Here is a 13,541-nt window from a genome sequence, read left to right on the forward strand (position 1 = left end):
GACTCGCATCGCTCCCACGTCTGGTTTATAGTGGCACCCTACCGATTTCCACACTCAGCCCGTACCCAATAAACAGGCGAGCAATAACATCCCAACGGCAATGTGAACTTTCCCATGACTGTAAATACCCCTCGTATTTTCGCTGTTTTCGCCCTGGTGCTCCTGGGCGCCCTGTCCACTGCGTGCTCTGACTCCGACCAGGGCGCGGAAAAGCCCACCTCGACTCAGCCAGGCGACCTGCTGGGCTCTGTGCTGATCTTCTCCAAATCCCCCGAGTGGCAGCACGAGTCGATCCCGGCCGGGGTCCAGGCAGTGACCGATCTGGTGGAGGCACGCGGTCTGACAGCAGAGGCAACGGATGACGCCAGCGTGTTTACCGATGAGCAGCTCCAGACGATGGCGGCGGTGGTGTTCGTCAACACCCGCGGAGATGTGCTCAACGCACAGCAGCAACTGGCGTTCGAGCGCTACATCCAGGCGGGCGGCGGCTTTGTGGGCATCCACTCGGCGGCGGACACCGAGGGCGACTGGCATTGGTATCGCCGCCTGCTGGGCGCGACGTTCAAATCCCACCCCAGCGACCCGGCGGACGTGCAGGCGGCCACCGTCAAGGTGGTCAACCCCCATCACCCGGCCACCGAAACGCTGCCGGCGCAGTTCCGGCTGGCGGACGAGTGGTACGATTTTCAGCAGCTGTCCGATCGCCGCACGGACCTGTTGACTCTGGACGAGCGCAGCTACCAGGGCGGCCAGCACGGCGCTTACCACCCTATCGCCTGGTACCACGACTTTGACGGCGGGCGGGCCTTCTACACCGGCTTGGGCCATACCATCGAGATGTTCAGCGAACCGTTATTTTTGAAGCACCTGGACGGCGGGCTTGAGTATGCCCTGGCCGAACGTCGGCCGCCGGATTACGCCGAGGTGAAACCGGACCCCCGCCGCTTCAAGCGCGACATCCTGGTGGATGACCTGAACGAGCCGGTGAGCTTTGATGTGACCGAGGACTACAGCGCCGCCATGATCGCCCAGCGCCAGGGCAAGCTCCTCTGGGTGGATGTAGGCACCCGGGAAATGACCGAAATGGCCGAGTTTGAAGTGTTCGCGCCCGCCAAGAATATCGAGTTTGGTCTGATCGCGGTGGCCTTCGACCCCGACTTTGCCGAGAACGGGCTGATCTACGCCATGTACAACCTGCCGGACGAGAGCGGCGAGCACGATCTGCTGCAACGGCTGGCGCAGTTCAAGGTGGACGGAAAAACCGTGGACATGACCTCTGAACAGGTGTTGCTGGACATTCCCAACGACAACACCTGCTGCCATACGGGCGGCAATCTGGAATTTGACCAGCACGGCAACCTGTTCGTCGCTCTGGGGGACAACGCCAACCCCTTCGAGTCCAACGGTTCCGGTCCGATCAACAACACCGCCGAAGGCACGCATCACGATGCCCTGCGCAGCGCGGGCAATACCCAGGACCTGCGCGGCAAGATCCTGCGCATCCAGCCGGACAAGAACGGCGGTTACAGCATTCCCGAGGGCAACCTGTTCGCGGACCCGGAACAGGGCCGCCCCGAGATTTATGTGATGGGCACCCGCAACCCCTACACCATCGCCGTGGATGAGAGCACCGGCACGCTCTATTACGGCGATATCGGCCCCGACGCCAAGGAAGAGACGGCCGACTTCGGCCCGCGCGGTTACGATGAAATCAACAAAGTGACCGAGGCCGGCAACTTCGGCTGGCCTACCATGGTGGGCAACAATATCCCCTACCGCATGTACGACTATGAGGAAGAAACCAGTGGCAAGCTGTTCAACCCACTGGCGCCGGAGAATTTCTCGCCGCGCAATACCGGACTGGAGGTGCTGCCACCAGCCCAACCGGCGCTGATCTGGTACCCCTACAACAACACCGAGCGCTTCCCCGAACTGGGCCAGGGCGGCCGCAACGCCCTGGTGGCCGGCATGTATCCGGACTCTGGAGAGTTGGCCTACCCCGCGTACTACCAGGGCAAACTGATCATCGGCGACTTTATGCGCAGTTGGATCAAGGTGGTCACCCTTGATGAGTACGACAATGTGGTCAAAATCGAGGACCTGGCGCCGGCGGTCGACTTTGCCGGGCCCCTGGACCTGAAAATTACCCCTGATGGCCGCTTGTGGGTGCTGGAATACGGCTCCCAGTGGTGGGCCGGCGGTAAAGAGGCCAAGCTGAGTGTGGTGGAATACGACGCGGACGCTGAGCTGGCCGAGCTGAACGACGATGAGGTAACCGCCACCGCTGGCAACGACGGCATCGGGCATGAAGCCCAGCTTGAAATCGCCGAAGGTAAAGCGGCCGCCAAGGACACCAGCTGTGTGGCCTGCCACCAGGAACGCACTGAGTCCGTGGGCCCGAGCTTTCTGGCCATCAAGCAGAAGTACGGCGACCTGGATGACCCCACAGCCTACATCGCCAGCGCCATCGCCAATGGCAGCTCCGGCAAATGGGGCGAACACGCCATGCCTGCGCATAACTTCCTGGAGCAAGAGACCCGGGAAAAACTGGCGGCCTACATCTTATCCATCACGCCGGAAGGCGAGGAGTAAAGCCGCTCCGGCCGGCATCGCTCTGGGCAACCCGACGATGCCGACCCCCTGCTCTGAATGCCTGTTTGGGGCGATTTGACCCAACGACGGTTTGCCTGCGCTTTGGTTATCGACTATTGTCATAATGTCCTACAAACCATAAGTATCGGCAAACGGGGGCATTATGCGTATTTCTGGAGATATCTACTATCAGGGGGAGTGGCACAAAGGAGAGAGCGAGGGGTATCAGGCGCTCGATCCAGCCAGCGGCAAATCGCTGGAGCCGGTCATGTCCGCCGCCAGCGAAGTCCAGGTGGATACCGCCGCTCAGGCCGCGGCCGAGGCCTTTGCCGAATACCGGAACACCAGCCTGACCGAGCGGGCCAAATTTCTGCGCTGTTGCGCCGATGAAATCATGAACCTGGGTGAGGCTTTGACGGACCGGGTCAGTGCCGAAACCGGCTACCCCACCGCCCGCGCCGAAGGCGAGCGGGCCAGAACCTGCGGCCAACTGCGCATGTTCGCCGACTACATCGAAAGCGGCGACCACCTGGACGCCCGCATCGACACCGCCCAGCCCGACCGCCAGCCCCTACCCAAACCCGATCTTCGCTATGTGAATCAGGCCCTGGGGCCGGTGGCGGTATTCGGGGTGGCCAACTTTCCCCTGGCGTTCTCAGTGGCCGGCGGCGACACCGCTTCGGCCCTGGCGGCCGGCTGCCCGGTGGTGGTAAAGAGCCACCCCTCTCACCCGGGCACGTCCGAGCTTGTGGGTAGAGCCATGGCCACGGCGGCAGAAAAGTCAGGCATGCCCGCCGGGGTTTTCTCCCTCTTGCGGGGCGATAACGCAGTCGGTGCCCGACTGGTTCAGGCGCCCCAGATTAAAGCCGTGGGCTTTACCGGCTCTTTCAAGGGCGGCATGGCCCTGCACAAGCTGGCCAACGAGCGCCCGGACCCCATTCCCGTGTTTGCGGAGATGAGTAGTGTCAATCCGCTGGTGCTGCTGCCCGAGGCGCTGAAAGATTCCGCCGAGACGATTGCCAAAGGCTTCGTGGGTTCGATGACCATGGGCACCGGCCAGTTTTGCGTTAAACCCGGCCTGGTACTGGCCCTAGAGGGGGCCGAACTGGAAGCATTCCTCAATGCCGCCAGTGAGCAGTTACAGCAGACTGACGCGGGGGTGATGCTGAACGAAGGCATCTGTTCGTCCTATGACAAAGGGCTGACCGGTTATCTCAATCAGGATTTTGTGCAGGTGCTGGCCCAAGGCCGAGAGGCACAGAGCGAGCAAGGCTTCCATGCCCGCCCCACCCTGCTGCGAACCCGTGCCGAGGATTTTCTTAAACATCCCGAGATTCACGACGAACTTTTTGGCCCAGCATCCCTGGTGGTGGTCTGCAAGGACTCCAACCAACTACGTAGCGTACTGGATACCCTGGACGGACAGTTGAGCGGCACTATTCATAGCACCCAGGAGGAATTGGCCCACCACAAAGCGTTAGTAGACCTGCTGACCGCAAAAGTGGGCCGCCTTGTGATCAATGGCTTCCCGACGGGTGTGGAAGTCTGCCCTTCCATGATGCACGGCGGCCCCTTCCCCGCCTCTACCGACGCGCGCTTTACCTCGGTCGGCACCGCCGCCATCCAGCGTTTTTTACGTCCTGTGTGCTTCCAGAACTTTCCCGAGCCGTTATTGCCCGACGCGCTGCGCGACAGTAATCCACTGAAGCTGACCAGAGTGGTCAATGGCACGCTTTCTCAGGAGGCCCTATGAGCCATAAGAAGAAACTGCGCAGTCAGGAATGGTTTGGCGGCAATGACAAAATGGGCTTTGTGCACCGCTCCTGGCTGCGTAACCAGGGCTATCCCGACGACTATTTTCGCGGCCGCCCGGTCATCGGCATCTGCAACACCTGGTCCGAGCTGACCCCGTGCAACGGCCACTTGCGCGATATCGCCGAAGTGGTCAAAAAAGGCGTTCTGGAAGCCGGTGGCGTACCCTTTGAGTTCCCGGTCATGTCTTTGGGCGAAACCATCATGCGTCCGACCACCATGCTGTTTCGCAATCTGGCGAGTATGGATGTGGAGGAGTCTATCCGGGCCAATCCCCTGGACGGCATCATCCTGCTGACGGGCTGCGATAAAACCACACCGTCGTTAATCATGGGCGCCTGCAGCGTCGACCTGCCCACCCTGGTGGTACCGGGCGGCCCCATGCTCAACGGGAAATTTCGCGGTGGCGAAATCGGTTCGGGTTCTTTCAACTGGCAGATCAAAGCCAAGAAAGACACCGAGGAATTCACCGACGAGGACTTTCTGGAGGCGGAAATCTGCGCGGCCCGAAGCGCCGGCCACTGCAATACCATGGGCACGGCTTCCACTATGGCCACCATGGCCGAAACCCTCGGTCTGACTTTGCCGGGCGCCTCGTCGATTCCAGCGGTGGATGCACGCAAAAAAGCCATGGCGCAGTTATCTGGCCGGCGTATCGTCGAGATGGTCAAGAATGATCTGAAGCTCAGCGATATTCTGGTGCGGGAAGCTTTTGAAAACGCGATCGTGGTCAACGCCGCCGTCGGTGGTTCCACCAACTTCATTATCCATTTGCAGGCCATTGCCGGTCGTATGGGCGTCCCACTAGAGCTGGAGGATTTTGATCGCATCGGCCGACATGTGCCGCTGCTGGTGAATCTTATGCCGTCGGGAAAGTATCTGATGGAGGATTACTTTTACGCGGGCGGTCTGGGTGTCGTGATGAACGAGCTGGGCGACTTGTTGCACGGCCAGTTGATGACCGCCAATGGCCGACACCTGGCCGACAATTATGTCAACGCCAGGTGCTACAACCGGGAGGTGATTGTTTCCCGGGACCAGCCGTTGAATCCGGCGGCGGGTATTGCGGTATTGAAAGGCAACCTGTGCGAGAACGGTGCTGTGATCAAACCCTCCGCGGCCACGCCCAAACTGATGCAGCACCGAGGTAAGGCCGTGGTCTTCGAAAGCATGGAAGACTACCACGCCCGTATCGATGAGCCCGATCTGGACATTGATGCGGACAGTGTGATTGTTCTGAAAGGCGTGGGCCCCAAAGGTTATCCGGGCATGCCCGAAGTGGGCAATGTGGACTTGCCTCGAAAACTGACATTGCAGGGCGTCAAGGATATGGTCCGTATCTCCGACGGACGCATGAGCGGCACCGCGTACGGTACGGTGGTGCTGCATGTATCACCCGAGTCCACCATCGGCGGTACCCTGGCGCTGGTGCAAGATGGCGATGAAATCGAGCTGGATGTCGAACGCCGTATGTTGCAGTTGCACGTCTCCGACGAAGAGTTGGCCGCACGACGTGCAAACTGGCAGGCGCCGGATCCCATGGCGACCCGAGGCTACGTGAGAATTTACCTCGACCATGTGGAACAGGCCGATCGAGGGGCCGACCTTGACGTATTGGTAGGCAAATCCGGAGCGAAGGTGGACCGGGACCTGCATTGATACCGCGATAAGTCGCGCTAACGCGACAGGCTGTTTATCGCTCCACAATAATAAGTAGGAGTGAGTATGCTGATTGGCTATCTGGTGCTTTGTGTCGTTTTGATCGTGTTTCTTACCTCCCGATTGAAAGTGCACCCCTTTATCGCCCTATTGCTGGTAGCCCTGCTATACGGGTTTCTGGCGGGCATGCCGGCGGACGATATTATCGCAGCGGTCAATGAGGGTTTCGGTCGAACGCTGGGTGGGATCGGGCTGATCATCATTCTGGGTATCATCATCGGCAGTTTTCTGGAGCACACCGGCGCCGCCTACCGTATTGCCGATCGGCTACTGGCGTTGCTGGGGCGAAAGAACATTGCGCCCTCCATGGGCATCATGGGTTATGTGGTATCCATTCCGGTCTTCGCCGACAGTGGTTTTATTCTGCTTTCTCCCCTGAACAAATCCCTGTGCAAAAAGGCTGGCATCACTCTGGCCGGCGCGGCCATTGCCCTGAGCTTGGGTCTGACGGTGTCGCACACCATGGTGCCGCCCACGCCCGGCCCCATTGCCGCCGCAGGCATTCTCGGTGCGAATCTGGGGCAGGTACTATTGGTGGGTTTACCGGTCAGCCTGATTGCCTTGACGGTGAGTATTCTCTTTGCCTCCAAGTACGTCGCGCGGTTTCAGGTGGACCCTTTGCCGGATCTGGATGAAGCCCGCCTGGAAGAGCTGTCCCGCCAGGCGCCCTCTCTGGTCAAATCGATTCTGCCCATAGTGGTTCCAATTCTGCTAATCGTCAGTAAGTCGTTGCTCAGTATTTTTGAGTTGTCGCCCTCGTTTTTTACTCAGGTTGTCAACTTTATCGGCGAGCCTTTTGTGGCGTTGTTGATCGGCGTATTTCTGTCGCTCTTGTTGCCCAAGAAGCTGGAAGTCGAAATGTGGTCCACCAGTGGCTGGATCGGAAAGTCCCTGGCCAATGCAGCGTCCATTATCCTGATTACCGGCGCTGGGGGCATTTTCGGCCATATGCTCCAGCGTTCCGGAATCGCTGATACTTTGGGTGAAACGGTGTCCAGTTGGAACCTTGGCATATGGCTCCCGTTTTTGCTGGCCGCCTCCATAAAAACTGCCCAGGGCTCGTCCACTGTGGCTCTGATTACCGCTGCTTCCATCATGGCACCACTCATGGAGACGCTGGGTTTTGTGAGCGGGTTGGAAAAAGCATTGGTGGTGCTGGTCATAGGCGCGGGTTCTGCCGTCGTCTCACACGCCAATGACAGCTTTTTTTGGGTGGTGACGCAGATGTCCGGCATGGATGCCAAGACCGGTTATAAAACTCATACGTTAGGCACACTGGTGATGGGTACCAGTGCCGCGACTTGCGTGTTCATCATCAGCCTATTGGTATAGGGGGAACTTTCAAGCCATGAAAATCCATAAATTGACTGACGGTATACTGATTGAGCAAAACGACCAGTGGTACCGGGTGCGGGACCAGTCCTGGGACGAGTTTATTAACGACGATAACCTGTACGGGAAAACCGAAGCATTGGTCAGCGGGATGACCGCTATTGATAATGCCGAGGATCTGTTGGCGAGCTCGCTGGACGCACCCATGCAGAGTCAGGAGCTTTGGGCCAGTGGCGTTACCTATATGCGCAGCAAACAGGGCCGGCAGGAAGAGAGCGAGAAAACCGGCGGATCGGATTTCTACGCCCGGGTTTACGAAGCCGAGCGCCCCGAGCTGTTTTTCAAGGCCAGCCGCCACCGGGTGGTCGGCCACGGGGGCAAGGTCCGTATCCGGAGGGATTCCAGCTGGGATGTCCCCGAGCCGGAGCTGGTTCTGGTGTTGAGCAGCTCCGGAAAAATCATCGGTTACACGATCGGCAACGATATGAGCTCCCGCAGCATTGAAGGTGAAAACCCGCTCTATCTGCCTCAGGCCAAAACCTACGACGGCTGTGCGGCCCTGGGACCCTGCATTCTCGTGACGCAAGCGCCTCTCGCCAGTGACACCCAAATACAGCTGACCATCAGCCGAAATCAGGAACCGATTTTTACCGGGGATGTTGAAATCAATCAGATCAAACGCGGCTTTGAGGAATTGGCCGGATTTCTGTTTCGCGAGTGCAGCTTCCCGAACGGCGCTCTTCTGATGACCGGCACCGGCATTGTGCCCGGCGGCGACTTCACCCTTGAGTCCGGCGATATTGTCAGCATTACCGTGCCGGAGATCGGCACCTTGACGAATCAGGTCGCCTAGTTGAGAAACCATACCGATTTAGGGGATACTCTCGGGTTTCCTCTGGAATTCACCAGGAGGAGTGTCAAATAGGATAAGGTTCCGATGTCAGCACTGTTCGAGGAAATCGACAGCCAAAACTCCCCGCTCGGGGAGATCTCCCTGCGCCGTCGCCGCATGCCCGCCTTTGGCGACCGGGACATCTATGAGGTCAAGCTGGGCGATGAGTTCTTGATGTCCAGCATGTTTGTGGAGGCCGAAGAAGCCCTGTCCACGCTGGGCCTGGCGGCCGTGGAGGGTGCCCCGCTCAGTGTCGTGGTGGGCGGCCTGGGCCTGGGCTATACCGCTGTGGCAGCGCTGAAGGACGAGAGGATATCCGAGCTGTTTGTGGTCGAGGCCCTGGATACCGTGATTGGCTGGCATCGAGACGAAAAAGTGCCGCTCGGGAAAATACTCAATGCCGATGCGCGCAACCACTATGTGCTGGACAGTTTTTTCGACCTGGCAACGGACCCCAAGGCCGGTTTTGATCCGGATGACCCGAACAAGCGTTTCGATGCGATTCTTCTGGATATCGACCACTCCCCCACCGAATACCTGAATGCCGGTAACGCCGGGTTTTACACCTCGGAAAACCTGGGGCTGATGGCCGCGAAGCTCAAATCCAAGGGTGTGTTCGCCATGTGGTCCCAGAACCTGCCGGAAGCCCGCTTTGAGGCCTTGCTGAAAACGGTGTTCGCGCGTGTGGAATCCCACGTGGTTTCTTTCTATAACCCGTTTCAAAGCGGCGAATCGACCAACTCGGTATACGTCTGCATGAAGGGCAGCTAAGACGGACAATCCGGGAGTGAGGGGTAAAGCCGCTGCCATAGCCTCACGGCCTCTTGTGGGTTAGGATGAGTGTTGCACATTTGCCTCATCCACCCGGCCCGAGGAGAGACTGCCCCTATGGATCCCCATCCCAAGCATCCGCGCGAAAAAGCCCTGAAAGTGAACCTGGAGGACACCCGGTACGGCTCCTTCGCCGAAATTGGCGCAGGTCAGGAGGTAGTGCGCTGGTTTTTTCAGGCCGGAGGCGCAGCGGGCACGATTGCAAAAAGTATCTCCGCTTACGATATGACGGTGAGCGATGCCATTTACGGCAAATGCGCCCGCTACGTCTGTCGGGAGCGTCTGGAATCCATGCTCACCTACGAGTACGACCTTACCCTGGAGCGCCTGGCGCTAGACCGGGGTGAGAGCACCGCCTTCTTTTCCTTTGCCAACACCGTCTCCGCGCGTAACTACCATGGCACCAACGAGTGCCATGGCTGGCTGGGGATACGCTTCCAGGCCGAGCCCGGCGCCCAGGCCAGCGAAATTATTATTCATGTGCGCATGCTCGACAGCGAAAACGCGTTGCAGCAGGAGGCCCTGGGTATCGTCGGCGTGAACCTCGTCTATGGCGCCTGCTTTTTGAGCGATGATCCGGACCTGTTGGTGCAATCGCTGCTCGACGGCCTCAGTGTGAATCGCCTGGAAGTCGATATGGTGGACTTCTCCGGCGCAGCCTTTGAGCAGGTGGACAATCGCGTTCTCAGCCTGCGCCTGGTTCAGCTGGGCCTTAGTGATGCCGCCATGTTTGCCGCCGACGGCCGCGTGCTTCAGCCCTCCGAGCACCTGCGCAAGAAATCCGTGCTGGTGGAGCGGGGACGTTTTCGCCCGGTGACCCATGTGAATATCGACATGCTCGACTCCGCATTGACCGCCATGGAAGCCGAGACCGGAGCCGAATCCGGAGAGACGGTCGCCATTATGGAAATGGCCCTGAAGAACCTGAACGCCGGGGGCGACGTCGATCTGGACGATTTCATCAGCCGGGCCGAGGTGCTGGAGGCCGCCGGCCACACAGTGATGATTTCGGACTACCCGGAATACCACCGTCTGGCGTCTTACCTCAGCCGGAACACCCAGGGCCGCATCGGCATTACCATGGGCGCCCACAGCCTCGCCGAGCTGTTTGAGGAAAGCTATTATAAAGACCTTCCCGGGGGCCTTTTGGAAGGCTTCGGCCGGCTGTTCAAAAACAAGGTCAAACTGTATATCTACCCCTATCGCGACCCGAACACTGCCCAGTTGATCAAAGCGGACAACCTTGAGGTTCCCAAGCCCCTTCGCCACCTCTACCAGCACTTGTTGGACAATGGCCATATCGTGCAACTGGAGCGGTACAACGAAGACTACCTGGATATTTTTTCCCCGAACGTGCTTGAACAGATCGGTTCTGGCCAATCCGGTTGGGAACATCAGGTTCCGGATGTGGTGGCCCAGAAAATCAAACGCCAGAAGCTGTTTGGCTACCATTGACACAAAAAAAGAGGGCCCGCAGTAAGCGAGCCCTCTTTTTTCGCGTGCCAGCCTCACTGGCCCCCCCCCTTATTCGGCAACCGCATCCTCAGGAATGGTGGTTTCCGCTTCCGGGTCCGTATTGATCGTATTGCCGTTCTGAACAATCTTGACCATATACCAGTAGGTTTTACCTGGCTCCAGAGCCTCATCCAGGTAAGTACCGTTCATGCCGGCACCGGCAACGATACGGTCGCGCCCCAAGAGCTCCTGCACGTCGTTCCGGTATATTTCGATATACGTAATTTCCGGCTCAAAGTATTGAAGATTCCAGGAGACCTGAACGGAGGTACCGTTGACAATGGTGGCCGTCAAGTTGGTCACGGGCACTTCATCGACAAAAGGCTTTCTGATTTCGCCTTCGGCCTCGGTGTTGGTGGTTTCGCCATCGTGCACCACCTTGAACATGTACCAATAGGTTTTGCCGGCTTCGGCGGTTTCATCGACAAAGCTGCCACTGGTGGCGGCACCGGCTAGAATACGCTCGCGACCATCAAAATTCGCCTGATCATTGCGGTAGATTTCAATATAGGTAATCTCGCCGCTGAAATTCTCCAGTGACCAGTTCAGCACGATGTTGGTATTGTCGAACTCGGTGGTCAGGTTGGTCATCACCGACCCCAGGCCTTCGCTGTTGTTGAATACCGCCTCGTAGCTGGTAGCCATGGCCGCGGTATCAAACTCATAGATGAAGTCCGCAGATGCTTCGGCACGATCACCATCCAGCCATTGAGTGAACTCATCGCCTTCGTTAGCCAGCGCTTTGAGCGTCATCGGGGCACCTTCAGGATACTCGAACGCTTGTGAGTAAGTGCCTGCTTCGGGCGTGGGTGACGACACACTCATGGCAAAAGTTGGTTTCAGCGCACTGACTAGGGGTGCCACTGAATTGACCCCGCTCAGCTCCTCCAGCCCTTCCGCCACCAGGCGTGCCATTTCGACGGCGCCCTGCTTCTGAAAGTGCACGGTGTCCGAGGCGGCCGTGGCGTTTCCGTATTGGTCGGCACCGAAGCCCATGTAGTAAAACTCGTTAGCGTAGTCTTCGCCAACCAGTTCAAGTAGCGCTTTGTTTTTTGCGTTGAGGTCAACCAGCGGCACGCCAAGATCGGCGGCCAGCTCACGGGTGACCACCGGATGTTCATGGTAAGCATCGTAGGGAACGCCGTTTTGCCATTGGTTGCGACGCACCGTGGTCACAAAGATGGGCGTTGCGCCCAGCTCCCGGGTCTCTTCCGCGAAATTGGTCATATAGCCTTCGAACACACCGCCGGTGGGCGCTCTGCGCTCCTCATCCTGCGCTCGGTCGTTAATGCCGAACTGAATGAAGACGAAATCACCTTCCTGAACGCTGGCTTTGACATCGGCCCAGTGGTTTTCATAGTAGCTTTTTGAGCTACGCCCACCCAGGGCCCGGTTGTCGATGGTGATTTTGGATTCATCAAAGTAATACTGAAACACTTGCCCCCACCCGGTTTGCGGGTAGTAACCGTCGGCGTAATCGGCAACGGTCGAATCACCAATCAGGTAAGCGGTCGCGGCCTCAAAATTGAACTCAGGCACAACCCCATTGAACGCGGCGATCAGCGTGAGCTTTCCAACCGGCATGATGGTCTGGTATAGGTTGGTATCACTGGCTACCTGGCCAGCGGTATACCAGGCGTCAAAGGTATCGCTCTCCCCAGCTCTCACCTTGAGGGTCAACGGCGTACCCGCCGGGTAGTTGTTCCCCTGGGTGTAAAGGCTGTCGTTGGCGCCCTCCTGCTCGACCGTCAGGGCGTATCGTTGCTTTACCCCGTCCAACAGCGTCATCAGGGACTCATTACCATTCAGCTCTTCAAGTCCCTCCACCACCAGGCGAGCCATTTCCACAGCCCCGGACTCCTGGAAGTGAGTGCCATCGTTGCTGCCCTCGGGGTAATTCTCGTACTCGCCAGCGTCCAGAATCAGGTAGAGGTAATGCGATGCCTGCTCTTGCCCAAGGGAGTTCACCAACTCCCAGGATTTGGCGTTCAGGTCGATATAGGCAGCGTCCAGATCCGTCGCCACTTTGGCCATGGAACCTGCATAGTCATTGCCTTCCTCGGTGAACACATTGCGCAGTGCACCGTCGCGGTAGGCATTCATGACCATCGGGCTGACCAGTATCGGTGTCGCCGACTTCGCACGAGTCTCTTCCACGTATTCGGTCAGATAGACTTCGTAATCGTCTGTGGAGGTATAGCGCTCTTCTTTGGTCCAGTCCCGGTCGTTGTGCCCAAACTGGATCATCACATAGTCGCCCTCGTCCACCTCGGCCAGAACGTCATCCCAGATGCCATCGACTTTGTAGCTTTTGGAGCTGCGACCACCTCGAGCCCGGTTGAGAACCTCAATGTCACTCTCATCGAAATAATGCTGGAGAACCTGACCCCAGCCTGCCTGCGGATAGGAGGACGAGTTATAGCTGGCAACCGTTGAGTCCCCGACTACAAACAGCTGAACATCGGCACCCGGCTCGTCAACCACTGGCTCCTCTGCCTGGTCCTCCTCTGCCTGGTCCTCCTCTGTCTGGTCCTCTTCAGTCTGCTCTTCGTCGTCCGGGACGTCCTCGGTGTCCTCATCTTCCTCTTCGGGAACGGTAGGTGTGGTCGGTGTTTGCGGCTCATTGGGAGTGTTGTCAGGGGTGGAGCTGCTGCCCCCACCGCATCCGGCAAGTGCGATGGTCAGGAGTAGCAGCCATAGGTATTTATTCATGTTATTCCTCTTGAATTTTTATGTTATGTAGTAACAACCTGAAGGATCAGTCAACTGATTCACCGCACACTATTATTCTATTTTAGGTCATTTGCAAGCATTTTAGATCATTTAAATTAATATTAAGTCATATAGT

Annotated in this window: 8 protein-coding genes; 7 read left to right on the forward strand and 1 reads right to left on the reverse strand. The window is 58.1% G+C overall.

The features are described 5' to 3' along the window. Nucleotides 1-114: 114 nt before the first annotated feature. The 7 genes from EDC38_RS06825 to EDC38_RS06855 all read left to right on the forward strand — a co-directional run bounded on the left by EDC38_RS06825 (nucleotide 115) and on the right by EDC38_RS06855 (nucleotide 10,633). Nucleotides 115-2,592: a ThuA domain-containing protein gene (locus EDC38_RS06825; RefSeq protein ID WP_123637855.1), complete on the forward strand. Its 2,478-nt coding sequence runs from the start codon at nucleotides 115-117 to the stop codon at nucleotides 2,590-2,592. Between the two features lie 163 nt (nucleotides 2,593-2,755). Next, entirely contained in the window at nucleotides 2,756-4,345 is a 1,590-nt protein-coding gene (locus tag EDC38_RS06830; protein ID WP_123637856.1) for an aldehyde dehydrogenase (NADP(+)), read from the forward strand. After that, a complete protein-coding gene (locus EDC38_RS06835; protein WP_123637857.1) occupies nucleotides 4,342-6,063 on the forward strand; it encodes an IlvD/Edd family dehydratase in 1,722 nt (573 codons plus the stop codon). Before EDC38_RS06830 ends, EDC38_RS06835 begins: the two co-directional genes overlap by 4 nt. A 66-nt stretch (nucleotides 6,064-6,129) precedes the next feature. Continuing rightward, on the forward strand, nucleotides 6,130-7,455 hold the full coding sequence (locus EDC38_RS06840) for a GntP family permease (RefSeq protein ID WP_123637858.1): 1,326 nt from the start codon (nucleotides 6,130-6,132) through the stop codon (nucleotides 7,453-7,455). A 16-nt stretch (nucleotides 7,456-7,471) separates the two neighbouring features. Beyond that, the gene (locus EDC38_RS06845; protein WP_123637859.1) at nucleotides 7,472-8,308 is read left to right on the forward strand and encodes a fumarylacetoacetate hydrolase family protein; all 837 of its coding nucleotides are present in this window, start codon (nucleotides 7,472-7,474) and stop codon (nucleotides 8,306-8,308) included. An 84-nt stretch (nucleotides 8,309-8,392) separates the two neighbouring features. Next, a complete protein-coding gene (locus EDC38_RS06850; RefSeq protein WP_123637860.1) occupies nucleotides 8,393-9,118 on the forward strand; it encodes a polyamine aminopropyltransferase in 726 nt (241 codons plus the stop codon). Nucleotides 9,119-9,235: 117 nt separating this feature from the next. After that, the gene (locus EDC38_RS06855; protein ID WP_123637861.1) at nucleotides 9,236-10,633 is read left to right on the forward strand and encodes a TonB-dependent receptor; all 1,398 of its coding nucleotides are present in this window, start codon (nucleotides 9,236-9,238) and stop codon (nucleotides 10,631-10,633) included. A gap of 69 nt (nucleotides 10,634-10,702) precedes the next feature. Here EDC38_RS06855 and EDC38_RS06860 read toward each other — a convergent pair whose 3' ends face one another. After that, nucleotides 10,703-13,405 (reverse strand): GDSL-type esterase/lipase family protein, encoded by a 2,703-nt coding sequence (locus tag EDC38_RS06860; protein ID WP_123637862.1) that lies wholly within the window; start codon nucleotides 13,403-13,405, stop codon nucleotides 10,703-10,705. Between the last annotated feature and the right edge of the window lie 136 nt (nucleotides 13,406-13,541).

It is taken from the genome of Marinimicrobium koreense (genome assembly GCF_003762925.1).
In the GTDB taxonomy this organism is placed as follows: domain Bacteria; phylum Pseudomonadota; class Gammaproteobacteria; order Pseudomonadales; family Cellvibrionaceae; genus Marinimicrobium; species Marinimicrobium koreense.